Genomic DNA, 26,772 nt, shown 5'->3' with positions numbered 1-26,772 from the left:
CTCCTTAATCCTCAAAACGGATCAGATTTAACTCTTGAGCAATCTGACGTTCTCGTTTTTCTTGCCTTTCTTGGTGGTTGTATATTTGACTGCGTTTTAAAAAGTCAAATGTATTTTTCTTTGGTTTTGAATCTTTTTGATTGTCGGGTTTGCTGTAGACTTTTGGTAAATCCACCAAAATGTATGAATCTTGGTGTAGCCTTTTCGAAAATGCAGCTAATTCAGAGGTGTGTGCTGATGCTGTCTCTTTCTGAAATACCTTAGCTGTTGAAACAGATTGTCTCATTTTCTTAGTAGACGGTGTTTTCTTTTGAAAACTTGGCATTTCTCTTTTCGGAGATGATTGAGATATGGTTGTAGTTGTCTTAGCAGACTTACTTGGTTGTTTAGTGCGCTGTAATTCACGATTGACATAAAATTGTCTCTTTTGTCTCAAGTCGTTTTTAGCTTCTTCGCGCGCCTGCTCAGCATAAGTCTGAGTGCTTCTCAAGTCTTCATGCTCAGCTGATTGACTGGATTCTCTTTCCTTACTAGTCTTATGAACAAACTGAATATCAGATGTTACATCGGAATAGTCCTTATCGTAATAAGTCCCATTTATATTGGTAATGAGATCATCATTATCATATAAGCGCATCGCTGTTGATTGTCCGATAACAGGCTCGTCATCAGGAACTAGGGGAAACGCACGTCTTCTGGAACTCATTGGCTCACTTCCTTTCTGTAACAGTCCTATTATAAACTAAAGAGTCCACTTTTTCAAAGTTATCTTTCGGTACCTATTCCAAGAATTTCTTTTATGTCTTCAATCGTCATATTTGCTCTTGTTTCATTACCATCTAAGACTGTTGTGACAAGATTTTTCTTACTCTCTTGCATTTCCAAAATCTTTTCTTCAATCGTTCCGCGTGTAATCAAACGATAGACTTCAACATTTTCTTTTTGACCAATCCGATGGGCTCGGCTAATCGCTTGCATCTCAACAGCAGGATTCCACCATAAATCAATCAGAACAACCGTATCAGCGCCAGTTAGATTGAGCCCTACTCCCCCTGCTTTCAAGGAAATCAAAAAGGCATCTTTAGACCCCGCATTAAAAGCTCGAGTCATTTCTTGGCGTTGATTTGCTGGGGTTGAACCCGTTATTTTATAGGTACTTAACCCTAATTTATCTAATTCTGTCTCTGCAATATCCAACATGCCTCTAAATTGTGAGAAAATCAAAGCACGATGTCCGTTTTCCCTAATTTGAAGAAGGAGGTCTCGCAAGCTATCTAGTTTTCCACTGTTTCCAGAGTAATCCATAAAGAGGCTTGGTGTATCACAAATTTGTCGTAATCTGGTGATACCAGATAAAATCTCGATTTTTTGGCGATTAATCTCTGAATCACTAGAACGACTGATGCGTTCCTGCATTTGACGAAGCTGGGCGAGATAGATGGCTTTTTGACTCTCAGCCAACTCATTTGGATAAGTGATTTCAATCAAATCAGGTAATTCTGGTAAAACGTCTTCTTTCTTTCGCCGAAGAACAAAAGGCTTAATATATCTAGAAACTTGATTGGCATCTAATTTTAAGAAGGCTTTCTGGTTTGGCAAAAGACCGGGCAAGACGATTTGGAAAATAGACCAAATCTCTAAAAGTTTGTTTTCAATAGGAGTCCCCGAGAGGGCAAAGACATTCTTAACCTCAAACTGTCTTAAATAATGTGCAATCTTCGTTTGAGCGTTTTTCATGACCTGCGCTTCATCTAAAATCAGATAGTCATAAGCAAGTGCTTGATATTCCTTGAAATCTTGTCGGAAAGAACTGTAGCTAGTAATGGTCACTTGATGATTGCTAGCAATAATCTCATCACGCACTGGCTTTAAGCCATAGGAGACAGCCACATCAATCTGTGGGGCAAACTTGTTGAATTCTTCCTGCCAATTGTAAATCAGACTAGACGGTGCCAAAATCAAAGCATGGGAATCTTTGGTCAACTTACTTGTCAAAAATGCTATTGTTTGCAAGGTTTTACCAAGCCCCATATCATCAGCTAGAATCCCACCAAAGCCATAATGATCCAGCATTGATAACCACTGGATTCCTCTAAGCTGATAATCACGTAAATCAGCTTTTACCGATAATTCAGGAAGTTCAAACTCTTCTGGGTGACGTAAATCCCTAGCTAATTCTTGGAATTCTTGAGAAAAGATTACCTGTTCTGAACGCATAAACGCTTCTGATAAATGGAATGCTGCGATACTATCCAACTGCACATGTCCATTTTGGATTGGCTTTGCTCGTAATTCTTCCAGTGACTTACTAATTCTTTGTGTTTCTTGATCAAAGACAACCATTTTCCCAGATTGAGCAATGAAGTAGGATTGATTGTCAAAGAGCGCTTGAAGGGCTTTATCGACATCCTCTTCACCCAGTTGTGTGAAATCAAAGGACACATCTAAAAGACCACCTTGACGTTCTACCCTAACCTTAGGACGCTCTACCACTTTCATGGCTTCCAGGCGTTCTGAAATCTTAATAGCGCCTAACTGACGAAACTTGGGTAAACTTGTTTGAAAGAATTGAACCAAATCATCACTCGATGAAAGAACCTTCTCGCCTCTTAGATCAAAGCCAAAACTTTCTTTTTCGATCAATTGAAAAAGACTAGCTTCCTTCTTGTAATGTACTGCAAAAGGTAGGTTCTTGAGCTGTGCTTTAGTAGTAACTTCGACGTCTGTAAACTGTAAGGTCGTTTGTAAGACAAGGCGATTGTCATCATGCAAATCAAAAGCAAAAAGTATTTTAAAATCTCTTTGCTTGAAAGTTTTAGGGGCACTTACTGTTCCTAAAATGTCAAAGTCTAAAAGGCTGGCTGCCAATTTATCCTGATCATTCAAATCAAAATACAAGTGTTTTACCAAATCCTCAGCAATTGGTAAGGTTTTTAAAGCACCAACCAACTTTTGCTGTTTACGATCCAGATAATAAAAGTGTCCATTCACAAAAAGATACTGATTATCAAAATAAGCCTGATAACTGCTCTCCTTAACCCTCAATTCGATTGCCTTTTGATGAACCTCAACCTCGAATTCAAAGAGATTATGTTCTGGCTGGAGGTAAGTAAAATCAATATGATGATAAGTTTTTAAGCCAACTTCTAAACTAAAATATTCTAGCTGATTTAACAAGCTCAATCCTTCTTCAAAGAAGCCTGACGGAACCATGAGATGGCGACTATGATTAGGAAATAAAAACTCTAAGTCTTGTTGAGACGTATCGGGTGTCATACGCCACAAAAACTCAAGCAATTGCTGACTAGCTTCGTCGAATTGGCCAAATGATAATTGTTCATAATATTTTTTTCCAATTTGATAAAACGACTCTTTTTTAACAAGATTGAGAAAGCTCTTAATATCACGTATAACATAGCTTCTTTGATCAGGTAGGCGACGAATTCGAAGCGTCCACCAGATGTCGTTAGAATATAAACTTTGTTGACCTTCAGCACTGAGAATAAAAGCATCCTCATTATTATCGTTCATTTGTAGTGTGTCTAAAAATAAACTGCCAAATGACTGCCTTTCAGTAACTTCTTCTACTACGTCAGTTTGTTCTTCCAGTTGTTCTGCTAGTTCTTTGCCTTGAGTATCTTTTTTCAAAAAATATTCAATCGCTGCTAAATGCTCACAGTAAGCTTTTTCATGGAAGAAAGCACATTGACAGGCAACTTCCTCATCATTTAATGAATACTGGATTGTCACCCCATCAACACTGGCCTGCAACAAGGTTCCTTCTTGAGAAATAATCGAAATTACACCCGCTTCATAAAAAGCAATTCCTTGATTGCGGATACGACCTGGAATTAATTTTGCCATAATTCTTTCACCCTCTCATGCAAAATAAAGCTAAACGAAACTGCTTCTTTTAAACGGATTTTTAGCTAAATCTTGCATTATCTATCCCTATATTATAACAAAAAGACTAGAATTTCGCTTATGATAATTGGCATTAAGGATTTTTTAGCGTAAAAGAAAAGACCTCTTACAGGTCTTTTCAAAAATGGAAGGGAAAATCTTTTTTGACACTCGCTTCATTCGTCAAAACGGTCTCCATACAATCGTTATTAACTGTAAGAAAAACTTAAGATAGCCTTTATTGGCTTTCTGACGTATTTATCAAGACTGGCTCCAAATCACCAAGTCACGTAGGGCTTTCATCAATTCTTCTCTTTGATTTTTTGTCATTTTTTCTTTTTTAGCATTATGCCCTTCAATGGTACCAACGTGAGTTTTCACTTGTCCCTCTTGATTGATAAAAACCAAGAAAGGGACTAGAACCTCTTTTTGCTTGACGTTTAGTTGGTAAAATGTCTTGAGAGTGGCGGCATCTTCTTCGCTATAGCTATTTCCATGAATATCAACAACATAAGCACTTGCTTTTTCTCCCTGCAAGGCATCATTAACTATTGGGAGCAATTCTTGGCACCAAGGACATTCTGGAAACCCATAAAAGTATATCCCAGCCTGCTTAGAAGTCATTTTCGAAAGAGTTTCACTGTCATCCGCAACTATAAATTGTTCAGTGCTAGTATCGTAACTAGCCTGCTGTTTCTGCTCAACAGTAGGTGGGGCAACCAGACGATAAATAAGAAAAACAAGACCAAGCCCGAAGGCAAAGAAACCGACTAAAGATAGTTTTTTCATAAACTCCCTAAAAAGCAATCTGAATCGCTTATTTCTACATGATTAGCTACGTTTACGTGCTATGAGATGAATAGGTGTCCCTTCAAATCCAAAAGCTGCCCGAATTTGATTCTCCAAGAAACGAAGGTATGAGAAATGCATCAACTCTTCTTCATTGACAAAGATAACAAAAGTTGGTGGTTTAACAGCGACTTGTGTCCCATAAAAAATCTTGAGACGTTTCCCTTTATCCGTTGGCGTCGGATTGATGGCAATAGCATCCATGATAACATCGTTAAGCACAGCAGATGGAATTCGGCGATTTTGACTTTCACTGATGCGTTTAATCATCTCAGGTAATTTGTTAAGACGTTGCTTGGTTTCAGCTGAGACAAAAATAATTGGCGCATAAGCTAAGAATTGGAAGTTATCGCGAATATCCGCTTCCCATTGACTTACTGTGTGGTTATCTTTTTTGATGGTGTCCCATTTGTTAACGACGATAATAATCCCTTTGCCTGCCTCATGAGCAAAACCAGCGATACGTTTATCATAGTCACGAATCCCCTCTTCAGCATTGATAACCATTAAGACAACATCTGAACGGTCAATGGCACGCATGGACCGCATGACAGAATATTTCTCGGTATTTTCGTAAATTTTACCTGATTTACGCATACCAGCGGTGTCAATCATGGTGTATTCTTGACCTTCGCTGTCCGTAAAATTAGTGTCAATGGCATCACGTGTTGTTCCTGCAACTGGACTAGCAATCACACGCTCTTCACCCAAAATAGCATTGATAAGACTTGATTTACCAACATTAGGACGTCCAATCAAACTAAATTTAATAATATCTGAATTTTCTTCTTCATGTTCTGTCGGAAGACTTTCCACAATGGCATCTAAGACATCACCCGTACCAATACCATGAACAGATGAAACAGGATAAGGATCGCCTAAACCGAGCGTGTAGAAATCATAGATTTCCGAACGCATTTCAGGGTTATCAACCTTATTGACAGCTAGAATCACTGGTTTGTTTGTTTTGTAAAGTATGCGCGCAACGTATTCATCCGCATCGGTCACGCCTTCTTTTGCCGACACGACAAAAACAATGACATCTGCTTCTGTCATGGCAATATCTGCTTGGTGCTTGATTTGCTCCATAAATGGTGCATCCACGTCATCAATACCACCGGTATCAATCAAAGAAAATTGGCGATTAAGCCACTCCGCACTGGTATAAATACGGTCACGTGTCACACCCTCCACATCTTCTACAATAGAAATGCGTTCTCCAGCAACACGATTAAATAGCGTCGATTTCCCCACATTAGGGCGCCCGACAATAGCAACTGTTGGTAAGGACATAATGTCTCCCTATCTTATTTTTCTTAAATTATTTTCAAAATGCTAAAAGATGACCCAAGGTACTATCTTCTATTTTCACCCTGCAAATGGGTTTCCCTAGCCAAAAAGCGAACACGCTCCATAACACGCTTAGCCTGCCACGTTTCGTCACCATTTCGACCATTAGCTAGTTTTCGTTCCAAATCCGCAAAACTGTAATTCGATGTAAAGAAGGTCGGTAAATTTTCTTGCATCCGGTATTGCAGAATAACTTGTAAAACTTCATCACGTACCCAAGATGAGGTTTGCTCCGCACCAATATCATCTAAAACTAAGACTTCACTAGTTTTAATGGCATCAATTTCATCTTTAACAGAATCCGTTTTAATGGCATTTTTAATGTCAATCGTAAAACTTGGATAATGAAGAATAGTTGTCATAGCATTCTTCTTCTCTGAAAGTTCATGCGCTAAAGCCGCCATGAAAAAGGATTTTCCTACCCCCATATCTCCATAGAGGTAAAGACCTTTTTGATCTGGACTCGGGTACTGGCTGATAAAGTCAACCAAACTTTCATAAACATCCAAACGCTTGACATCGTCCAGTAAGACATCAGCAAAAGAAATGAATTTATATGATTTTGGCAAACTAACCAAGTTAATCCGATCCTCGATCGCCTTTTGTTCCTGAGCTTCTTTTAACTCCTTAGTTTCCAAATAAGTCACATCAGCATAACCTTCATTCATCGTTAGAATAGGTTCATAGCCCTTAGCAATATAGGATGATTCCTTATCTTGGAACTTGCGGCGTTCGTTAATAAATTGATTGAACTTGGGTAAGCTACGTTTAATTTCATCCTGCGTCAAACCATGTTGATTGATAAACGTCACAACATCTGGATCCGATAAGATTAACTGGGTCACCTGATTTGCATCGAAATGCCTAGAATGTCCCGATTTGTTTAAAGTTTTTCCTACTTTTTCCATGATCAGTCCTTTCTAAGACGTTCCAAAGCTTTCCGTCTCGCTTCCTCTAGTCTTCTTTGCTCCTCATCAGACGTCTGATTTTGATAATCTTGATTACTCCATTCAGGAATATTAGGCTTGGTTTGTTTATTGGATGATGTCTGAGTGCTTTTTACTGATTTATTTGAAAAATCTCGCATCTTTAAAATAGCTGTTTCAGCCTTGTTAATCTCTTGATAAGCAAAGTCATTAGCTATCTTCATGGCGTATTTCTTATTCACATTTGCTGAATTGGTTTTCATGATGGTATAAAGCACAATGACATTGATAACCTCATCTAAAAAACCCATTTTAGCTAAATCTAAAAGCAACTGTCTCTCATCATAAGTGATAGCAGCCTTACGTGTTTTCTTGATTTTAGCTAGGAAAACATCTGCTCGATCAAGCTGAGCTTCCTTAACGATAACTGCTTCTTGAGGCGTCAATTCTCCTGTTTTAACAGGAGCTACTTTCGATTGTTCTTTTTTAGCCTTCATCCGTGACAAGGAAATGGTCAAATTAACAGCAGTTTCTTTAGCTAGTAAGTAAGTGTCAAACCAAGTCATTTTATGGTTTTCAGCTATACGATACAAACCAATAATGTCCGATTTTTCTTGAGCGAAGGATAAACCATCACGCTTCATCAAATTCTTAAAAGCATCCAAATCAAACGATTCTTTCGATCTGCCAGCTTCTTGGACGAGGGCTATTTGCCCTTGATCATCAAACACGTCAGAGAAATTCTTAGACAAATTCCGCACATTTTCTGGCAGAATAACTCGCAACTCATCAACGGCAGTCTCCCCAATCTTTTGGCTAAGCAACTGTTGATAGAGGGACACCTTCAAAAAATCTTCACTGGGTAAAGGAGCCTTCAGTTTTATCAGATAAGTATCTCTTTGTTGGTAAAAAGCAACAAGATCCATAGCAGTTAGAGTAGCTAAAGCCGTCTCAAAAGCTGTCATTCCCATTAAGGTATGGTTAAGAATCTCTGAAAACTTATGTTTCTTAGTTCCGTCATCTTTAAAGGCTACCAAATAGTGATAAAGACTGAAGGCTTCTTGACCAATAATTGGGTAATAACAAGTCATCAAAGCCTGTGATGATGCATCAACCGCATTTCCTTTTACAAATGAAAATTCATCAATAGGTCTCATTAACTACCCTTTTTCCCGCGAACACGATTGGTAATTTGTCGTAGCAATTCTTCAATCTCATCAACATCCTTAAAGCTACGATAAACCGACGCAAAACGAACATAGGTAATCTCATCAAGTTCTGCCAACTCATCCATGACCATGTTACCAATCACTGTACTTGGAACCTCATTTTCATAGTTACTACGAATAGCCTGCTCAATTCGGCTAATGACATTTTCAATGTCTTCACTAGAAACCGGACGCTTCTGGGCACTCATGATAATCCCGTGTAAAATCTTATCTTTTGAGAAAGCCTCCCTGGTTCCATCTTTTTTAACCACCAAGAGCGGTATCTCTTCAACACGCTCAAAGGTTGTAAAACGATTATGGCAATTATCACATTCTCGGCGTCTTCTGATAGTTGTCCCCTCTTCAGCTTGACGACTATCGACAACACTTGATTTTGTAGTATGACATTTTGGACAACGCACAAAAAGCACCCCAATCTTTCTTAAAATTGTTACTCGAAAACTGAGTTAAAGAGGTCTTTCAAACACCAGCTTAAAATCAGCTTTGTAATACTTTATTATACCATAGTTTCATCTAGAAACAAAACGACCAGACACGATTATTACTAGTCTCAATATCTATTTCACCCCGTCATTTTGGACAATAAAAACTTAAAAAAAGTAAGTCATTACTACTCGTTTGAATAGCAATAACTTACTTGTTGTTATCTAATTTATCGAATGTATAGTCTTTTGAATTAACTTTGCTACATCGTCACTTTCGACTTGCTCTACGCATACTCGAAGAAAAGCAAAATCAAACTAAACGATGCAGATCCAGATAGAATAGAAGTTCATCAAATCAAGTCAACAAGATCTGCTTTTGATTTTCGAAGAGTATCAAGTACTATCCGCGTTACAGTTCCTTGTTCTGAAAGTTAATTCATTTGACCATGACAATTATTCCTCAAAAAAATCTGGTTCTGGTTCCGCCAATGGTATCGCAATGGTAAAACTCGTTTGAACATTGACTTCACTTTCAACTTTCAAACGACAATCGTAGGCATCACAAATTTGCTTAAGAATGGATAGACCAATTCCCAAACCAGCTCTAGTCCCTTCACGATTACGCGACTTATCCGTCCGATAGAAACGTTCAAAAATGTTTTGCAAATCTTCTTCTGCAATCCCTTCTCCATGATCTTTGACCGTGACCAGTGCGTAACCTTCTTCCTTATCCAAGGTTAATTCAATCAAACCTCCGTGCGGTGAATATTTAATGGCATTATCAATCAAAATCGTCAAAAGCTGTTCAAAGTGGTTCTTGGCAATTTTGGCTTGAACATTACTTGCCTTCACATGAAGAGCAAATTGAAAGTCTGGTCTTAGGATTTCAAAATTATATAGCGAAACCTGCATGGAAGGTTCTAAACTACTAACTTCTTTATTTTTTCCAGTCAGATTACCTTGCAATCGAATCAAATCAAGCATATCACTAATCATCAAGCTCATGCGGTGTGCTTCGTGACGACTGGCCTCTAAACTTTCATCTAAAATTTCCGGTTCATTTTTTCCCCAGCGACTAAGCATGTCCAAGTGTCCTTTAATAACAGCAACAGGTGTTCTCAACTCATGACTAACATCACTAATAAACTGTTGTTGTAACTTATTTTGTTCAGCGATACGTGCCATCATGGCATTAAACATATGAGACAGCTCTTCAATCTCGTCCCCACTGTTAATATCCGCTCGGACGTTCAAATCAGTAGGATCCCCCTCAATCCGACGCATGACACGGCGTAAGCTATATATGGGTCTAAGGAAGTTCTCAATGCTACGGCGCATAATGACTAAGACGATAACAATCGTTCCAACTTCCAAGAAAAGTAGCAAAATAATCAAGCGATTCTTCAACGTATAATAGAATTCAAGATTGTGAAACAGCTTAGCATAGCCAATCACTTTTTTTCCAGACTTGTTATAAATAGGAACGTTAATCGTGAATCCCCTAAAACCATCAATTCTCTCCGAACGCAGCTTATTAAGCGGGCCAAGATCGATGTGCTCAACTTCTAAGCCCGTCGTAAAAAGCATCTCTTTCTTGGTATTGTAAAGGTATGCCATCTGGTTTGAAAATAAAAGATGGGAAACCGAATTATTCCCCGAAATAGCCATTCCTTCGGTTAGAACAGTTTCAGGACTTGACATCTCAATTATCTGAGTTGTCTGCAAATATTCAATTAGATTTTCTTTGGTTAAAGGCTCATCAATATCCGAAATGTGGCTTTGTACCAAATCTGCTGTTGCTATAATCGTCGTTTCTTCCTGTTTTATCAATAAATCATTTGAAAATAGCAGAACCATAGTGGTAAATGTAGTCAAAATGAGAAAAAACAGTCCCATTGTTACTAGGACCATTTTTTTTCTCAATGACATTCGATGTAGTTTTTCAAAAAACTGCTTATTTTTCACGAATGACATACCCCATACCACGAACTGTTTGAATGTAAGACTCCTTACCAGGGACATCAACTTTACCACGAAGGTAACGAATATAAACATCAACGACGTTAGTTTCAACAGCTTCGTCGTATTTCCAAACAAGGTTCAATAATTCGTCACGAGTCATAACGCGGTTCATATTTGACATCAAGGCTGAGAGTAAGTCAAACTCGCGTTTTGTCAATGGAATTGTTTCATCACCACGGACAGCTGAACGGTTTTGAGGATCTAATTTAAGATCACGGTAGCTTGCTCCACCTGATGATGCTCGTTTACTTTCTTCGATTTCTTGGCGACGGAATGCAGCACGGACACGAGCCAATAACTCCTCGATTGCAAATGGTTTGATAATGTAATCATCTGCGCCTCGATCCAAGCCTGAAACGATGTCCATCACTGAATCTCTTGCTGTCATCATAATGATATACGTTGATTTTTCTTGTTGTAAACGGCGTGTAATCTCAAATCCGTCCATCTCTGGCAACATTAAATCCAAAAGAATCAAGTCAAAATCTTTTTCAAGTGCAGCTTCTAAGCCAGCACGACCATTGTTTTCAACCGCTACAGAATAACCTTCATGTTGTAATTCTAAAGAAACGAAGCGTGAAAGATTTTTCTCATCTTCTATAATCAAAATGTGTTTCGTCATTTTACCACCTTTGTTATTTAATTAAACTTTATATTATCTATAATAATAAGATTCTACATACCTAAATAGTCTCAACAATTGATAAATAAACGAATTAAATAGTAGCGTTTACTCATTTTTAGTTAAACTATTATCAGCAAGCGTCGTTTCAATAATTTCCAGATATTTCATCATACCATGTTTTACGAAAGATTACAAATTAAACTTATATGTCAAAATGGTATCAATTTATCTCAATCCTCATCAAACAAGCCTGAAAGCGACGCAAATGGGCTATTTTCTTGTTTTTCTTCTTCCTTCATAGCCTGATATTGTTCTTCAGTCAGAACAACCCAATCATTACCTTCTGGCATTGTTTCAGACTTTTCTTCCTCTTTTGTGAGAACTTTTAATGGAATATTTAGCAAAATATTATCTAAAATGCTTTCAGAAAGATTAATCTCATCATCTTCGATAATTAAAACAAGATTTTCTTCAACCAACTCTTTCTTACTTGAAACATCGGCTGCTGCAATAAAAACTTCGGAAACAGGATAGTCTTCAGAAATGGTCACCGCTTCCATCGAACGACTTGATGGCAAAGTCAAATCATAAGAAAGTTGGTAATTTAGTAAGTAAAGCCCATCATCAAAGCTCACAACACCAACTGCTTTTAAATGTTGCAAATCAATTACTGTCTCATCACGCGCAATGAGTTGATCTTTTAAGTCTAATTCTTTTTCAAAGTGCAATCCTTCTGGATTTTTTCGGATTTCTGTTACCTTCATGCTCTACCTTTTCTATATGTTTTTTCAATTTATAATGAATGACTATTTGCGATTTCTTCCAATCTCTTGATGCGTTCTTCAAGGGGTGGATGGGTTTGAAAGAAGGATTTAAAAGATTCATTCTTTCTGGGGTCACTAATGTACAAGGCGGCACTTGCCTCATCAACATCATGTGACATTGGTTTTGAAGACTGCAATTTTTTAAGGGCATTGATCATAGCCTGAGGATTTTGAGTTAATTCTACTGAACTAACATCTGCCAAATATTCACGCTGTCGTGAAATAGCTAATTGAACCAAACTTGCTATCATCGGAGCCAATATAATGGTAATAATAGCAAAAACAAAAACCAAAGCCCCCGAGCTGTCCTCACGATCATCTCTTCGTCTTCCTCCACCATACCACATGAGACGACCGCCAATACTCGAAATCATGGTTACAACAGAAGCGAGAGCTACCGCAATTGTTGAAATGCGAATATCGTAATTTCTCACATGACTAATTTCATGACCGATAACGGCTTCCAATTCTGTTCGATTCATCACCTTGAGTAATCCACTGGTAGCCGCAACGGCAGCATTTTCTGGGCTAGAACCTGTTGCGAAAGCATTTAATGCTTCATCTTCAATAATATATACTTTTGGCATTGGAATCTGTGCTACCATGGCAATCTTCTCAACAATATCATAGTATTCAGGAGCTTGCTCAGGCCCAATCTCTCTGGCACCATTCATTGACATCACCACTTGTGTCGATTGAAAAATCATACTTGCAGCATAAATGATCCCGATAATTAATGCAATAGTGAGACCAAAGCCTGTATTTCCAATCATAAGATAGCCTATCGCTGCTCCTATAGCACTGAGCAAACTAAAAAAGAAAACAAGAAGAAAAATGGTCCTTCTTTTATTACTTGCAATCTGTTGTCTTAACATCTGTCATCCCCTAAGAATGTTTCTCTTCATTATAGCAGGTTTATGATAATTTCTAAAGAAAATAGCAAGTGATTGTGATAAAATAGGGGAAGTTTAAGATACAAGGAGCTTATATGACACCGCAAACTTTTTATGAGCAGCTAAAAACTCATGGCATTACTCTAACAGACAAACAAAAGAAGCAATTTGAGCGTTATTTTGAACTTTTGGTCGAATGGAATCAAAAGATAAACCTTACTGCTATTACTGAAAAAAACGATGTCTATCTCAAACATTTCTACGATTCCATTGCCCCTATTTTACAAGGACATTTGGCAAATGAATCCGTTCGAATCCTTGATATCGGTGCTGGAGCTGGTTTTCCCAGCCTTCCTATGAAAATCATCTTCCCCAACTTAGATGTCACCATTGTCGATTCTCTCAATAAACGGATTCAATTTTTAAATCTTTTAGCTGATGAATTATCCTTGACCAAGGTGCACTTCTTCCATGGACGTGCTGAAGATTTTGGTCAAGACAAACAATTTCGTCAACAATTTGATTTTGTAACAGCTCGAGCAGTTGCGAGAATGCAAATTTTAGCCGAATTAACGATTCCCTTTTTAAAATTAAATGGTCGATTAATCGCCTTAAAAGCGAGTGCAGCTGACCAAGAGATGGAGCAGGCAAAAAATGCTCTCACGACCCTTTTTGCACAGATTATTGAAAGCAGGGATTACGAGCTTCCAAACGGAGACCCTAGAAATATTACTATTGTCGAAAAGAAGAAGGAAACACCCAAAAAATACCCACGAAAAGCTGGAACTCCGAATAAAAAACCACTTTAATCTTGATCATCAGAAAGGACTTTCATGTCAACTTTTATTTCCAAATGGTCGGTGACTCAGCGACTTAGCTTTAGTTTCATTATCGTTATTTTAGTCGGTAGTCTCATCCTCTCACAGCCTTTTACACACTATGCTGACGCTCCACAAACCAGTTATTTTGACCATCTCTTTAATGTTGCTTCTATGGTTTGCGTAACAGGCTTGTCGGTTTTTGCTGTGGGGGATGTTTATAATGGAATCGGACAAATCATTGTCATGCTCCTCATGCAAATCGGTGGTCTGGGCTTAGTTACCTTAATAGCCATTAGTAGCTATGCCCTCCACCGCAAAATTAATTTATCCGATCAATCTTTGCTACAGTCAGCATTGAGTCGAGATAGCGGACAGGACTTAAAAAAATTTCTCTATCTGGTTTATCAATTTACCTTTATCATTGAAAGTATCGCCGCCCTAATCCTAATGATTGATTTTATACCACGATTTGGCTTAGGTCACGGCATCTTCAATGCTATTTTCCTAGCCATCTCAGCTTTTTGTAATGCGGGATTTGATAACCTTGGCTCATCTAGCTTACAAAATTATGCAACGAACCCCATTATCAACTTTACCATTATTGGCTTGATTATAGCAGGTGGTCTAGGATTTGGTGTTTGGCAGGATATAATACAGTGCGTTAAAAGCTACCTTTCTGAACGCCCAAGACGTCTGACAACGGTTTTTCGTGCCCTAACGAATCAATCACGCCTAGTTCTCAAAACAACAGCTATTATCTTAGTAATAGGAACAGCACTAAGCTGGCTATTAGAATTTAACAATACAAAAACCATCGCCAACCTATCTCCCATGCAGCAGTTTATGACTTCTCTTGTTCAGACTGTTACAATGAGAACAGCTGGCTTTGCAACCATTAATTATGAAAATGCCAATCCTGCTACTAATTTCCTCTACATGATCCAAATGATTATGGGGGGAGCACCTGGAGGTACAGCTGGCGGTATTAAGATTACCGTTGTTGCTATTATCGCTTTACTCTTTAAAGCTGAACTTTCTGGACAGACAGAAGTTACCTTCCATCACCGCACTATCGACAATCGCATTATCAAACAAACGCTAACCATCATCATCTTTTTCTTCAGTATTATGATTACCGGATTTCTTCTATTATTGATAGTCGAAAAAACAGTAAGTCCCTTTAAGCTTTTATTTGAAGTGTCATCAGCTATTGCGACTGTTGGTGTCTCTATGAATTTGACTGCCGATTTGTCTACAGCTGGGCGCATCATTATTATCATTCTCATGTTTATTGGTCGTGTTGGACCAGTAACAGTGCTGCTCAGCCTATTACAAAAGAAAGAAAAAACTATCCATTATGCTAAAGCAAATATTTCAGTTGGATAAGACAGAAAGGAAATAATTGTGTCTAAAAAAATTATTGGTGTCCTAGGCCTCGGAATTTTCGGAAAAACCGTCGCCGAAGAACTTTGTACCTTTGACCAAGAAGTCATTGCCCTTGATTATCACGAAGATCATGTTCAAGCGGTTGCTAATACTGTCACTCGTGCTGCTGTCGGTGACATTACCAACTACGAATTTCTCGAAAGTGTCGGTATTGAACACTGTGACACTGTTGTGATTGCAACAGGTAACAGTCTCGAAGCCTCAGTTCTTGCTGTCATGCATTGCAAAAAACTGGGGGTTCAAAATATTATCGCCAAAGCTAAAAGCGGGATTTTTGAAGATGTTTTGTACAATATTGGAGCCAGTCGCGTTATCATGCCCGAGAGAGCTTCTGGAAAATCATTAGCATCTCACATTCTAAGACGTCACATTTCCAATATCATCCATGTTGAAGACGATATTTCTATCATTGAATTTAAAATCCCCCAAAAATGGGTTGGTAAAAACCTGATTGAACTTGATGTGCGTAACAAATACGAATTGAACGTTGTCGGTATTCGCAGAGGAAATATGGAAAGCCTAACAACAGATTTTAACGCTCAAGAGCCTCTGCCAGATAATATCCAAATAAGTGCTGTTACAAATTCTCGCACTTTTGAAAAATTTGACTATTTAGGCTACTTAAAATAATTGCTTTCATCTTTCTCTCTGTCGTCAAAAACAAGAAAATCTCAGACCTGTTGAAATTACAGCATGTCTAAACATTTAATCATTATTCGTCGCATCTAGCAGGATTTCCTAGAGTATCACATTTTCAAATAGGTATCTAGGTTCTAGTAGGCAGACCAATTTTTAAATTGGTCTCAGGTTGAAGAAAAAGTCTATTTTGGATATCTTCCTCCAAGCTTTTTTCTCAGTAGCCAAAAACAAAAACACTCAAAAACGCTGTTATTTCAACGTTTTTGAGTGTTTAATTATTCCCCATTTCCCTGCGAGATGTTCCGAAATATCAAAGTTGCAGGGGTTTGTCTACGTTCTGTCTGACGTCTTTTATTTTGTAAGATTCCTAGTAAGACAAGTTGACAAAATGTCAGAATAATTCTAAAATAATAAACGTTGTTTTTTTATAACACAATACTCATTTTTAGAAAGTATCGTCTTTACATGTTAAAAAAATTTAAAAATCCGACACTTATTGTTGGATTTATGCTTTTCGCACTTTTTTTTGGTGCAGGAAACCTAACCTTCCCAGCCTTTTTAGGCCTTTATTCAGGGCAAAATTTCTGGCAATCTATCATAGGATTCTGTATCACTGGTATCGGTCTTCCTTTGCTAGGGGTCACCGCCGTAGCCTTTTCTGGACATGAGAGTCCTCAGGATCTTGCCCGCCCCGTTTCCAAGTGGTATGCCTTAATTTTCGCAGCCGTCTTATACCTTTCAATCGGTCCTTTCTTTGCCATCCCACGGACAGGCGCGACATCATTTTCTATCGGAATTGAGCCTATTTTTGGTAATAGCCCACTAGTAAGGGTAATCTACGCTCTAGTCTTCTTTGGTTTATCCTATTTATTAGCTGTTAAACCGAGTCAAATTGCAGATTATATCGGAAAATACCTAACGCCTATTTTGATAGCTGTCCTTGCTCTTTTGATTGTTGTTTCTCTTATCAATCCCATCGGTGGACTAGGAGAACCACGCAATGCTTCAGAGACTGTCAATAATGCTTTTAAAGACTCGCCATTTGTAGCTGGCCTCCTTCAAGGCTATGGGACAATGGATGCCTTAGCTTCACTAGCCTTTGCCATTCTCGTCATTAATGCAATCAAAGATCACGGTATCAGTGAAAAAAGACAAGTTGGACAAAATGTTGTTAAATCGGGTCTGATTGCCTGCTTCTTGCTTTCTCTAGTTTATGTCTTTATCGGACACATCGGTGCCACATCTCAAAGCCTATTCACCTTGAATCGTGGTATCTTTGAGTTTTACGGCATCCAAGTCGATGGTGGTCACATCCTCAATCAATCCGCAGCATTCTATCTAGGTAATTTCGGACAGACCATTCTTTCAGTTGTTATTTTCCTAGCCTGTCTGACAACGTCTTCTGGATTAATCACAGCTTGTTCAGAATTCTTCCATAGCTTCATGCCTAAATTATCTCACGTGACATGGGTAACGATTTTTACGCTTATGTCTACGCTCTTTTACTTTGGCGGATTATCAGAAATTATTAAATGGTCGACACCATTTCTTTATCTCCTATACCCATTGACCATTGCTTTGATTTTACTAGTGTTCACGAAACAATTCTTCGCCAATCATTCCTTTGTCTACCAGACAACGATTGCTTCCACATTTATTGCTGGTTTCTATGACTTTTCGTCAACACTGGGAACCATGACCGGATTCTTCCATTTACCAGATACAATCAACCATTTCTTTACCCATACTGTACCTTTGGGACAATACAACATGGGATGGATTACCTTTGCACTGATTGGTTATGCTATTGGAATACTGGGGTACCATTACTACTTCAAAAATAAATAACAAAACAGCTCAGGTTGAAGAAAATCCATTTTGGATAATATTCTTCAACTTTTTTGGTTTTCTTGGGAAATAAAAACTCTTAGAAAGATTCAGAACGCAAACAAATCCCTGAAAATGTGATATTTGGGACATCTAACAGGGAGAACGAATAATAATTAAAGGTTTAAAAAGACTGTTATTTCAACGTTTTTAGTAGTTTTTTCGTTTTTAGCTACAAAAAAAGATTGAAGAAAAAGTCCATTCGGGGCATTTGTCTTCAATCTAACTCTTAGAAAGATTACTATAATCAAATAAATTAACTTTCGGGCAAGGAACAGAAAAGAGGCGGGCAGTACTTGATACTCTTCGAAAATCAATTCAAACCTTGTTGACTTGATTTAATGAACTTCAGTTCTATCTGCATCGGCGTCTCCTAGTCTGCTTTTGATTTTCATTGAGTATCAATCAGCATCCCTAAGTGTTTGTTTATTTACAATCAGGTCTTACATTTTCAATTTCTCAATCATTTAGAGCATTGGTTTACATTTAAGGTTCTATAATTTCTGTAGTGGGGAAACCCACTCTGGAGATCATAGGGCTTTTTGATTGCATACAAAAAGCCCTATATGACCTATAATGAAAAGTGACTAAACTATCATTTAGAAAAACTTATATGGAACAATCACATCTTATCACACAACTGCTAGGAATTAAAAATAAAGCCCCTAATCTCACATTTTCATAGGTGTTAGCTTTTCATCCACCCACTACACCACATTTAATATTCATCCAAAATCAAAAGCAGACCTTATTGACTTGATTTAATGAACTTCAGCTCTATCTGCATCGGCGTTGCCTAGTTTGCTTTTGATTTTCATTGAGTATAAAAAGCTATCAGAAAAATTCTGATAGCCTTTTACTTAACGATTATTAAAATGTGATTTTTCAGCAACTGCCGTAAAGAAGACATCCGATGATGAGTTCAAAGCTGTTTCGCAAGAGTCTTGAACAACACCGACAATGAAGCCGACACCAACAACTTGCATGGCGATGTCATTTGGAATACCAAACAAGCTACATGCGACAGGAATCAAAAGTAGAGACCCACCAGCAACACCTGAAGCTCCACATGCTGAGACTGCTGCAACAACACTTAAAATAAAGGCTGTAGCAAAGTCAACTTCAATCCCTAAGGTACGCGCTGCAGCTAAGGTCAAAACATTAATGGTAATTGCCGCCCCTGACATATTGATGGTTGCTCCGAGTGGTATAGAAACAGAATAGGTATCTGGATTCAAGCCTAACTTCTCACAAAGCCCCATATTAACAGGGATATTCGCTGCTGAACTACGTGTAAAGAAGGCTGTTACCCCTGACTCTTTCAAACATTGAAAAACAAGTGGGTAAGGATTTTTCCCCATCATGATGAAGCCTAATAGCGGGTTGATAACTAAGGCGACAAAAGCCATTGTTCCAACAAGTGCTAAAATCAAAATACCATAATCAGCTAATACTGAGATACCATTTTCAGAAATTGTCGAAAAGACCAATCCCATGATACCAAGCGGTGCTAATTCAATAATTCCCTTAACAATTTGGGCTGTGACATCTGCCAAAGTAGCCAAAAGCTCTTTTGTCGTTTTGCTAGCTGAACGCAAGGCTAAGCCAAAGATTACTCCCCATGATAATACCCCAATATAATTAGCCTGAACAAGAGCATTGATTGGATTATCTACGACGTTCAAGAGTAAGGTTTGGAAAACCTGTGCAATGCCTTCAGGTGAATCAGCATTGGCAGCAGCTGATTCTGTCAATGTCAACGTCACCGGAAAGACGTATGAGCTCAAAACTGCAACAAAGGCTGCTGAAAATGTCGCTAAAAGATAAAGAAAGACAACAATCTTCATATTGCTCTTTTGCCCATCACGTGATTGTGATAAGGCATTAGCAACAAGGGCAAATACCAAGAGTGGAGCGATAGCTTTCAAGCCACCAACAAACATCTTCCCAATTAATCCAATAAAGGTCATTTTAGGAACAAGTAAACCTAAAAGACAACCGACAATGACACCAATAACAATGCGCTTGACTAGACTAACACGTCCCCAAGCGTGAAATGCTTTTTTCATAACTTCTCCTGTATTTTTATTACATTTTTATAATATAAGAGGAACATATCGCCTCCATTTACCTATTATATCATAAAAAATTATCTAAAAATTCAAGTTACTTTCAATTATTTAAAACAAATCTAATCTTTTTATTCTTTCTACCGCTTCAAGCAAGCGCTCGGTACTTTCTAAAAGACCAATTCGTACGTAACCATCTCCGGCAGCACCGAAACCTAGACCCGGAGCGACAGCAACCTTAGCTTCTTCCAATAAGAAATCCGCAAATGTTTCGGAAGTGTGACCTTTAGGAACTGGCATCCAAGCGTAGAAACTCCCTTTAGAAGGGTAGGCATGCCAACCGATTTCTGCAGCTGCTTCAACAAAGGCATGTCGCCTTTGATCGTAGAGCTTGTTTAAGTGATAAATAGCGTCATCACTTCTCTCATCAAGCAAGGCGATGCGACCAGCTTCTTGAATGGCTGGAAAGACTGAGACAAAAAGGTGATCTTGCAACAGATTGAGTGCTGAAATCATATCTTTATTTCCCACTGCAAAAGCCAAGCGCCAGCCCGCCATATTAAAGGTTTTGGAGAATGTATAAAGTTCAATACCTACATCTTTAGCCCCTTTTGAAGACAAAAAGCTAGGATTATCATAGCCATCAGCTCCTAGAGCACCATAAGCTAAGTCACTGACAATTCCTAAACCATTTTTCTTGGCAAAAGCCACCGTTTGGTCATAAAATTCAGCACTAGCTACTGCACCAGTTGGGTTGTTGGGGTAATTTAAATAGAGAAATGTTGCCTTATCCAATAGCTTATCTGAAAAACTAGCATAGTCAGGTAAAAAATCATTCTCAGCAAGCAAAGGAAAGGTATCATAGTCGACTTGTCCTAAAACGCTTCCGGAAAGATAATCTGGATAGCCGGGATCGGGTAGTAATAATTTCTCACCTGGATTCATCAAGGCTAGAGGGAATTCAACCAAGCCAATTTTGGCACCTCCTAAAATACAAACTTCAGTTTCAGGGTCCAAGTCAACACCATATTGTCTTTTATAAAAGGTAGCTATCGCTTCTTTCAAAGAAGTCTGTCCTCTAAAATTGGAATATTTATGGTTTAGAGGCTTTCGACTTGCTTTCGCCATGGCTTCGACAATAAAATCATAAGTCGGCTGATCAGGATTCCCCTGTCCAAGATTAATAACGTCATGACCAGCAGCTACTTGAGCATTGACCTTAGCGACCAAATCTGCGAAAAATTGCTTAGGTAATTGATCTAATAAATGTGACTGTGAAAATCCCATCCTAATCCTCCTCGTATAAGTCTAGACGACGGTCTGCAAAAACAGGTATTTGACCGCGAACTTCTTCAATCTTTGAAAAATCAATATCAAAAAGCGAAAGCCCCTCTTGATCATCAGTTTCTAAAAGAATATTGCCCAATGGATCAATGACTAGGGAATGACCATCAAAGCTATCTAGCAGACCTTGCCCTGTCCGGTTAACAGCAACGACAAAAGCTTGATTTTCAATAGCTCTTGCCTGCAATAAAATTTTCCATTGTGAAATTCTAGCACTCGGCCATTCCGCAGGAACCACCAAAAGTTTTGCCCCCTTAGCCATTTGCTTGCGAAGCCACTCTGGAAAGCGTATATCGTAACAAATAACTTGACTGGTTAAAATATCATCTATTAAAAAACTGCTGTCGCTATCACCTGCCGACAGATACTTGTCTTCACCCATGAGCCCAAACAGATGAACTTTATCATAACAATTGATTAATTGTCCATTACGCTCGAAAGTATAAGAAGTATTAAAATAGCGTCCATCGTGGGCTCTAGCTATCGAACCTCCGATAATGTTGATGTGATATTTTTTAGCCAACTCCGCTAAAAATTCTTGCGCTTCTCGTCCGTTCTCATCAGCACAAGCGTCCAAATCTGCCAAAGCATAACCCGTATCCCATAATTCTGGCAATACTAGTAAATCTACCTGATTTAAGGTGACATCATCATCCAACAATTCTAAAAGGTGCTGACGATTTTTATCAGGCTGACCTTCTTTGATGGCCATTTGTAATAAAGCAACTTTCATAATACCCCCTATTGATCAAAAAAAGGCTTACCAACAGGTAAAACCTCCTTTATGTATTGCTCTTGATAAGCCCTGTTACACTCATCAACAATGATTAGCGATGACTAAGTTTTCGTGTTAGGAAATCTCCGATAAATTGGATGGCAAAGATTAACAAAAGGATTGCTAACGTAGCCATAAAGGTAACGTCTGTATTGGAACGGTTGTAACCATAAGAAATAGCAACGTTACCAAGACCTCCAGCTCCAATAGCTCCCGCCATAGCTGTTTCTCCAACTAAGGAAATCAAGGTTACTGTTGACACACGAATAAGATCAGGCAAACCCTCTCCAAGATAAACCTTGATAATATCAAAAAGCGTTGCTCCTGAAGCCTGTGCTGCTTCAATCACTCCACGATCTAGTTCTGATAAAACCACCTGAACTTGACGAGCAAAAAATGGGAAAGTCGCTGCTGAGAGGGGAACCAAGGCAGCTGTCGCACCAAGATTTGTTTTGACAATAAAGAAGGTCACTGGCGCCAAAATAGCTAACAAGATGATGAAAGGAATAGCGCGAAAGACCGAAGTAATCTTATCCAAAACTTGGAAAACAGGACGATTCTCAATAACACCACCAGGTCCCGTCAAAACAAGAAAGAGACCGGCAAGGAGACCTAAAAGACCACCGATAATAAAGGAGACAATAGTCATGTATAAGGTAGCATTGATGGCTGCTAACCAGCCATTATCCCCTGTCCAACCAATATTATAAACATTTGGTAAATACGTTTGAATCCACTCTAACATCTAGGCACCTCTCTTCAAAATCGTTAAGTGAATACCAGCTGCTGTGATGGCTTCTTGTGCTGCTGATAGATTATCCAAAGTTCCTGATAAAATAACCACCATTTCACCAACAGGTGTATTATCAAGAATTTCAATATTCCCGTAAAGGATATTGGCAGTGACTTGGAATCGTTTGTAAATATCGTTCAAAATTGGCTCATCTGTCGATGTTCCCGCATAGTTAAGTTGCACTAAAATAGAATCTGCTGCTAGATTAGCAACAACATCTTGCTGTGCAATCTTAATCATGGCTTCATCAATACCAGTCGCTGTTTTAATAAACTCTTGTGTTAATTCTTCTTTTGGATTTGAGAAAATATCTAAAACCGAACCCTCTTCGATTAGAACGCCATTTTGCATTACGGCAACACGGTTACAGATGTCTTTAACAATCTGCATTTCATGGGTAATCATCACCACCGTCAAGCCTAATTTTCGGTTAAGATCTTGCAACAAAGCCAAGATCTGCTTGGTTGTTTTCGGATCCAAAGCTGATGTCGATTCATCAGAAATCAAAATTTCTGGATCATTTGCTAGGGCGCGCGCAATAGCGACACGTTGCTTTTGACCGCCAGATAGCTGTGCTGGATAATTGTCCGCACGATCAGACAAACCTACCAACTCTAATAACTCTGAAACCTTCTTGGCTTTGGCTTCCTTACTCAAATCTGAATGACGCAAGGCAAACGCAACATTTTCAGAAGCCGTCTTTTGAGCCATCAAGTTAAAGTGTTGGAAAATCATTCCAATTTTTTGGCGTTTTTGGCGCAATTCAGCTGATGACAGTTGAACCTTTCCATTATCATAAGTCACATCATCATTAATAGTAATCTTTCCTGACGTTGGCACTTGTAGAAGGTTAATCACCCTCACCAAAGTTGATTTCCCAGCACCTGAGTAACCAACAATACCATAAATATCACCTTTATTGATGCTTACAGAAACATCCTTCACGGCCTCAATAACACGTTTTTTCTGATGAAAAGTGATATCGATATGTTCTAAATTTATAATCGCATCAGTCATAACTTGCAATTAACTCCTCTATCATTTTTATATGTGTCTCATAGTCTGTCATTTTGACATTTTCATCACTGCCATGATCCCGACTATCAGGATTACCAATCCCAAAGGCTACAATAGGTACTTGTAAAGCCTCAAATACTTGATGCATAGGACCAGTACCAGCCGTCGTCGGTAAAACAGCAACACCTTCTTGTGAAAAACGATCTGCAATGTTAATCACATTTTGAATAGCTGGCGCCGTCATATCACTTCGATAACCTTTTTCTCCCAAAGTGTAGGTTAATTGTACTTGATTGTAGCCATTCTTGGCAAGTTGTTTTTCAATCAAGCCTAAAACCTTGTGAGGATCCATGCCCGGTACCAATCGCACTTCTAGCTTAGCCGAAGCCTGAGCAGGAATAATCGTCTTAACACCTTGTCCAAGATAACCAGATGATAAGCCTTCTATCGTTAAAGCTGGTTCAAAGAACAGACGTCTTTTCAAATCCTCCTGCGTTTTAGCTAAGGTCGGAAGGCTTAAATCATATAATTCCCTTAAGGATTCCAAATCTATATGCGCATGTTCTGCTACTAAGTCAAGCTCATGCTGTGACGGTTGAATGATGTCCTCATAGATACCATCAACCAAAATCCGACCATCTGCTGCTCTGAGACTACTCAAAGCATTGAGAAGGTACCACGTTGCACTATCAAAAATAGCTCCAAATTTAGAATGACTATCAACCTTAGCAGATTTTACTTCTGCATTGAAGGTGACAATTCCTTTAGTTCCACCCGAAATTTCAATCTGATTCTCTTTATTACGAATACCCTGTTCCCAAACTAAAAGGTCTGCATCAGTTAACTTATCAGCATATTTTGCTAAATACTTTTCTAAATCAACAGATGCGGATTCTTCCGCTCCCTCCATCATAAAGGTAATGTGAGCCGGCAAATCCCTATGCTTTTTCAAATAGGCTACAACCGCTGTTAAGCGAGCTGTAATGTGACCTTTGTCATCATCTACACCTCGACCATACATGTAACCATTGCGGAAGGTAAGTTGGAAGGGGTCACTCTGCCAAACCTGATCGGCATCTGCAGGTTGTGTGTCGTAATGATTATAAAAAATAATATGTTTGGCTTCTGGTCGTGAACTCTTAAACTGAGCCAGAATAAATGGTGCAGCATAGCTCTCATCAACAGTAACCTCTGCGCCAGCATCTTCAAAGACTTCTTTAAGATAGGCTGCTGTTTCAGCCAGACCAACTGCTTGAGCAAAAATAGATTTGCTTGCAATTAGTTTTTCCAAAACTTCAAGATAATGTTCCGTCAAGCTAGCTTTTTCTTTAGTTTGATTTATCTCTGGCATGTTCTTCCTCTCTATGCTCAATACTATAGTCAAATGAATTAACTTTTAGAACAAGGAACGAAAGACACGGGCAGTACTTGATACTCTTCGAAAATCAAAACCAGACCTTGTTGACTTGATTTGATGAAGACAGTTCTATCTGCTATCTGTGTCGCCTAGTCTGCTTTTTTATTTTCAGTGAGTATGAGTATGCGGCAAGTCGAAAGTGTCGGTGTATCAAAGTCAATTCAAAAGACGATACCATAACAAGAAAACAGGAGTGCTTCTCACACGCCTATTTTACTTGTTCATTAATAAATTATTGGAGACTTGAATTAATTTTTTGGAGCACCTTCCCAGATAGCAATATCTGTACCCTTAGATGCTTTCTTGATGATTTTAGCAACTTCATCCGTTTGGTAAACATCAATCAAAGTCTTGATTGCATCTGCTTTATCAGATTTTTTCCAATCTTTTTGAGCAGCAATGATGTTAATCCATTGTTTTGAACTATCATTTTTCTCTTCAGTGAAGATTGATGTGTCATAATCAACACCCGCGTCAACAGCATAGTTGTTATTAACAATAGCTGCATCAACTGATGTCAGCGTTGAAGCGGATTGATCAGCAGCGATTTCTTTGATGTTTAAATCTTTTGAATTTGATGTAATATCGTCAAGTGTCGCTACTTCTTCACCTGATTTAGACAGTTTAATCAAACCTGCTGACTGAAGAACATAGAGAGCACGACTTTCATTGGTTGGGTCGTTTGGCACTGAAATCGTTGCCCCTTTTGGAATGTCTTTGACATCTGTGTATTTGGCTTTTTTACCATCTAAGCCTGAGAACAAGTGAATTGGACTCAAGAGTGTGTCAGCTGCTGCTACCAAATCACCATTATTTTTCTTATTCCAATCGTTCAAGAAATTGTAATGTTGAAACGCATTGACATCGATTTCACCATTTTTAAGGGCTTTGTTTGGTTGCGTGTAGTCAGTAAATTCTGTGAATTTTAGCTCAACACCTTTTTTCTCAGCTAATTCTTCAACACGATCCCATAGAGGTTCTGTAGCATCAGTTCTAGTCATGATACCAACGCGAACAACATTCTTATCATCAGCTGATTCATCACCTGAACAAGCTGCTAAAGTAACCGTTGAAGCCAGTGCAATACCTGCAATGCCTAAAAATTTTTTAATTGTCATAGCTCTCACCTCTTATTTTTAATACTTTCTTATTATGGCATAGGCAGTTATAAAAAACAAGTTGTTAAAAACTAGGTTTAGCTATAGCTATAGCTTATAACAAAAAAAGAGTTGAGCAAATGACGAGCCCACTGAAAAAGTCATCGTTTGATGGCTTTTTTTGCTATACTAAAGTTGAGGTGATGATATGCTTGATAATCAGTTGACTTTAGATGTTAGTCCCTATTCTACTCTGTATGATATTGTTGTTCCTAAAACTCATTTTTTACGGCAGCTAACGGAACTCTGTGATTTTAGCTTTATTTATGATGAGCTGGAAAAGAATTATCAACCTGACTTCGGACGTCGTGCCTACTCTCCTATCATGATGTTCAAGTATCTCTTACTAAAAGATATTTAC

At 38.5% G+C, this 26,772-nt stretch carries 23 protein-coding genes; 5 read left to right on the top strand and 18 right to left on the bottom strand.

All coding sequences use genetic code 11. The features are described 5' to 3' along the window. Positions 1-4: 4 nt before the first annotated feature. The 11 genes from zapJ to htpX form a co-directional block, all read right to left on the bottom strand. Complete coding sequence (gene zapJ / locus A3IA_RS0109645) at positions 5-706, bottom strand: divisome accessory protein ZapJ (RefSeq protein WP_018381117.1); 702 nt, start codon at positions 704-706, stop codon at positions 5-7. A gap of 59 nt (positions 707-765) precedes the next feature. Beyond that, positions 766-3,864 (bottom strand): pilus expression-regulating Snf2 family helicase, encoded by a 3,099-nt coding sequence (locus A3IA_RS0109640; RefSeq protein ID WP_018381116.1) that lies wholly within the window; start codon positions 3,862-3,864, stop codon positions 766-768. A gap of 300 nt (positions 3,865-4,164) precedes the next feature. Next, positions 4,165-4,692: a thioredoxin domain-containing protein gene (locus A3IA_RS0109635; protein WP_018381115.1), complete on the bottom strand. Its 528-nt coding sequence runs from the start codon at positions 4,690-4,692 to the stop codon at positions 4,165-4,167. A 42-nt stretch (positions 4,693-4,734) separates the two neighbouring features. Further along, on the bottom strand, positions 4,735-6,045 hold the full coding sequence (der, locus tag A3IA_RS0109630) for a ribosome biogenesis GTPase Der (RefSeq protein ID WP_018381114.1): 1,311 nt from the start codon (positions 6,043-6,045) through the stop codon (positions 4,735-4,737). A 62-nt stretch (positions 6,046-6,107) separates the two neighbouring features. After that, positions 6,108-7,010, bottom strand: a complete 903-nt coding sequence (dnaI, locus tag A3IA_RS0109625) for a primosomal protein DnaI (protein ID WP_018381113.1) — start codon at positions 7,008-7,010, stop codon at positions 6,108-6,110. Positions 7,011-7,012: 2 nt separating this feature from the next. After that, positions 7,013-8,185 (bottom strand): replication initiation and membrane attachment family protein, encoded by a 1,173-nt coding sequence (locus tag A3IA_RS0109620; protein WP_018381112.1) that lies wholly within the window; start codon positions 8,183-8,185, stop codon positions 7,013-7,015. Continuing rightward, a complete protein-coding gene (gene nrdR, locus A3IA_RS0109615; RefSeq protein ID WP_026217663.1) occupies positions 8,185-8,658 on the bottom strand; it encodes a transcriptional regulator NrdR in 474 nt (157 codons plus the stop codon). Before nrdR ends, A3IA_RS0109620 begins: the two co-directional genes overlap by 1 nt. A gap of 477 nt (positions 8,659-9,135) precedes the next feature. Then, positions 9,136-10,593: a sensor histidine kinase gene (locus tag A3IA_RS0109610; protein WP_244862342.1), complete on the bottom strand. Its 1,458-nt coding sequence runs from the start codon at positions 10,591-10,593 to the stop codon at positions 9,136-9,138. A 43-nt stretch (positions 10,594-10,636) separates the two neighbouring features. After that, positions 10,637-11,326, bottom strand: a complete 690-nt coding sequence (locus A3IA_RS0109605) for a response regulator transcription factor (RefSeq protein ID WP_018381109.1) — start codon at positions 11,324-11,326, stop codon at positions 10,637-10,639. Positions 11,327-11,559: 233 nt separating this feature from the next. Beyond that, complete coding sequence (locus A3IA_RS0109600; RefSeq protein WP_018381108.1) at positions 11,560-12,093, bottom strand: DUF177 domain-containing protein; 534 nt, start codon at positions 12,091-12,093, stop codon at positions 11,560-11,562. A gap of 29 nt (positions 12,094-12,122) precedes the next feature. Continuing rightward, positions 12,123-13,028 (bottom strand): zinc metalloprotease HtpX, encoded by a 906-nt coding sequence (gene htpX, locus A3IA_RS0109595; RefSeq protein ID WP_018381107.1) that lies wholly within the window; start codon positions 13,026-13,028, stop codon positions 12,123-12,125. Positions 13,029-13,141: 113 nt separating this feature from the next. Between htpX and rsmG the strand changes: the two genes are divergently transcribed. From rsmG to brnQ, 4 genes are all read left to right on the top strand, one after another. Beyond that, a complete protein-coding gene (rsmG, locus tag A3IA_RS0109590) occupies positions 13,142-13,855 on the top strand; it encodes a 16S rRNA (guanine(527)-N(7))-methyltransferase RsmG (protein ID WP_018381106.1) in 714 nt (237 codons plus the stop codon). A 24-nt stretch (positions 13,856-13,879) separates the two neighbouring features. Next, positions 13,880-15,253, top strand: a complete 1,374-nt coding sequence (locus A3IA_RS0109585; protein WP_018381105.1) for a TrkH family potassium uptake protein — start codon at positions 13,880-13,882, stop codon at positions 15,251-15,253. An 18-nt stretch (positions 15,254-15,271) separates the two neighbouring features. Continuing rightward, positions 15,272-15,943, top strand: a complete 672-nt coding sequence (locus tag A3IA_RS0109580; RefSeq protein WP_018381104.1) for a potassium channel family protein — start codon at positions 15,272-15,274, stop codon at positions 15,941-15,943. 474 nt (positions 15,944-16,417) lie between these two features. Next, a complete protein-coding gene (gene brnQ, locus A3IA_RS0109575) occupies positions 16,418-17,800 on the top strand; it encodes a branched-chain amino acid transport system II carrier protein (RefSeq protein WP_018381103.1) in 1,383 nt (460 codons plus the stop codon). 899 nt (positions 17,801-18,699) lie between these two features. On the opposite strand, the gene sstT is transcribed toward brnQ, so the two are convergent. From sstT to A3IA_RS0109540, 7 genes are all read right to left on the bottom strand, one after another. Further along, complete coding sequence (gene sstT / locus A3IA_RS0109570; protein ID WP_018381102.1) at positions 18,700-19,908, bottom strand: serine/threonine transporter SstT; 1,209 nt, start codon at positions 19,906-19,908, stop codon at positions 18,700-18,702. 111 nt (positions 19,909-20,019) lie between these two features. Beyond that, entirely contained in the window at positions 20,020-21,195 is a 1,176-nt protein-coding gene (locus tag A3IA_RS0109565) for a pyridoxal phosphate-dependent aminotransferase (protein ID WP_018381101.1), read from the bottom strand. Between the two features lies 1 nt (position 21,196). Continuing rightward, positions 21,197-21,985: a carbon-nitrogen family hydrolase gene (locus tag A3IA_RS0109560; protein ID WP_018381100.1), complete on the bottom strand. Its 789-nt coding sequence runs from the start codon at positions 21,983-21,985 to the stop codon at positions 21,197-21,199. Positions 21,986-22,079: 94 nt separating this feature from the next. Continuing rightward, on the bottom strand, positions 22,080-22,772 hold the full coding sequence (locus A3IA_RS0109555; protein ID WP_018381099.1) for a methionine ABC transporter permease: 693 nt from the start codon (positions 22,770-22,772) through the stop codon (positions 22,080-22,082). Beyond that, on the bottom strand, positions 22,773-23,837 hold the full coding sequence (locus A3IA_RS0109550) for a methionine ABC transporter ATP-binding protein (protein ID WP_018381098.1): 1,065 nt from the start codon (positions 23,835-23,837) through the stop codon (positions 22,773-22,775). Next, positions 23,830-25,188, bottom strand: a complete 1,359-nt coding sequence (locus A3IA_RS0109545) for a M20/M25/M40 family metallo-hydrolase (protein WP_018381097.1) — start codon at positions 25,186-25,188, stop codon at positions 23,830-23,832. The genes A3IA_RS0109550 and A3IA_RS0109545 overlap by 8 nt, the downstream gene beginning before the upstream one ends. A 314-nt stretch (positions 25,189-25,502) precedes the next feature. Next, positions 25,503-26,372 carry a MetQ/NlpA family ABC transporter substrate-binding protein gene (locus tag A3IA_RS0109540; protein ID WP_018381096.1) on the bottom strand — a complete coding sequence of 290 codons (870 nt, stop codon included), beginning with the start codon at positions 26,370-26,372 and terminating at the stop codon, positions 25,503-25,505. Positions 26,373-26,559: 187 nt separating this feature from the next. On the opposite strand from A3IA_RS0109540, the gene A3IA_RS0109535 reads away from it, so the two are divergent. Continuing rightward, positions 26,560-26,772, top strand: a 213-nt coding sequence (locus A3IA_RS0109535) for a transposase (protein WP_018381095.1), incomplete at its 3' end; no start/stop codon positions are given.

This window comes from Streptococcus thoraltensis DSM 12221, assembly GCF_000380145.1.
Lineage (GTDB): Bacteria > Bacillota > Bacilli > Lactobacillales > Streptococcaceae > Streptococcus > Streptococcus thoraltensis.
The sequence above is the reverse complement of the archived record's forward strand: the minus strand, read 5'-3'. Positions and strand labels throughout refer to the sequence as shown.

Bases quoted from the DNA above. Each gene is read 5' to 3' on its own strand.
- A3IA_RS0109610 (WP_244862342.1), bottom strand. From the start codon at position 10,593: ATGGTCCTAGTAACAATGGGACTGTTTTTTCTCATTTTGACTACATTT.
- A3IA_RS0109620 (WP_018381112.1), bottom strand. From the start codon at position 8,185: ATGAGACCTATTGATGAATTTTCATTTGTAAAAGGAAATGCGGTTGAT.
- zapJ (WP_018381117.1), bottom strand. From the start codon at position 706: ATGAGTTCCAGAAGACGTGCGTTTCCCCTAGTTCCTGATGACGAGCCT.
- A3IA_RS0109635 (WP_018381115.1), bottom strand. From the start codon at position 4,692: ATGAAAAAACTATCTTTAGTCGGTTTCTTTGCCTTCGGGCTTGGTCTT.
- A3IA_RS0109640 (WP_018381116.1), bottom strand. From the start codon at position 3,864: ATGGCAAAATTAATTCCAGGTCGTATCCGCAATCAAGGAATTGCTTTT.
- brnQ (WP_018381103.1), top strand. From the start codon at position 16,418: ATGTTAAAAAAATTTAAAAATCCGACACTTATTGTTGGATTTATGCTT.
- A3IA_RS0109565 (WP_018381101.1), bottom strand. From the start codon at position 21,195: ATGGGATTTTCACAGTCACATTTATTAGATCAATTACCTAAGCAATTT.
- A3IA_RS0109550 (WP_018381098.1), bottom strand. From the start codon at position 23,837: ATGACTGATGCGATTATAAATTTAGAACATATCGATATCACTTTTCAT.
- A3IA_RS0109540 (WP_018381096.1), bottom strand. From the start codon at position 26,372: ATGACAATTAAAAAATTTTTAGGCATTGCAGGTATTGCACTGGCTTCA.
- A3IA_RS0109600 (WP_018381108.1), bottom strand. From the start codon at position 12,093: ATGAAGGTAACAGAAATCCGAAAAAATCCAGAAGGATTGCACTTTGAA.
- sstT (WP_018381102.1), bottom strand. From the start codon at position 19,908: ATGAAAAAAGCATTTCACGCTTGGGGACGTGTTAGTCTAGTCAAGCGC.
- A3IA_RS0109560 (WP_018381100.1), bottom strand. From the start codon at position 21,985: ATGAAAGTTGCTTTATTACAAATGGCCATCAAAGAAGGTCAGCCTGAT.
- A3IA_RS0109555 (WP_018381099.1), bottom strand. From the start codon at position 22,772: ATGTTAGAGTGGATTCAAACGTATTTACCAAATGTTTATAATATTGGT.
- dnaI (WP_018381113.1), bottom strand. From the start codon at position 7,010: ATGGAAAAAGTAGGAAAAACTTTAAACAAATCGGGACATTCTAGGCAT.
- rsmG (WP_018381106.1), top strand. From the start codon at position 13,142: ATGACACCGCAAACTTTTTATGAGCAGCTAAAAACTCATGGCATTACT.
- der (WP_018381114.1), bottom strand. From the start codon at position 6,045: ATGTCCTTACCAACAGTTGCTATTGTCGGGCGCCCTAATGTGGGGAAA.
- htpX (WP_018381107.1), bottom strand. From the start codon at position 13,028: ATGTTAAGACAACAGATTGCAAGTAATAAAAGAAGGACCATTTTTCTT.
- A3IA_RS0109605 (WP_018381109.1), bottom strand. From the start codon at position 11,326: ATGACGAAACACATTTTGATTATAGAAGATGAGAAAAATCTTTCACGC.
- A3IA_RS0109585 (WP_018381105.1), top strand. From the start codon at position 13,880: ATGTCAACTTTTATTTCCAAATGGTCGGTGACTCAGCGACTTAGCTTT.
- A3IA_RS0109545 (WP_018381097.1), bottom strand. From the start codon at position 25,188: ATGCCAGAGATAAATCAAACTAAAGAAAAAGCTAGCTTGACGGAACAT.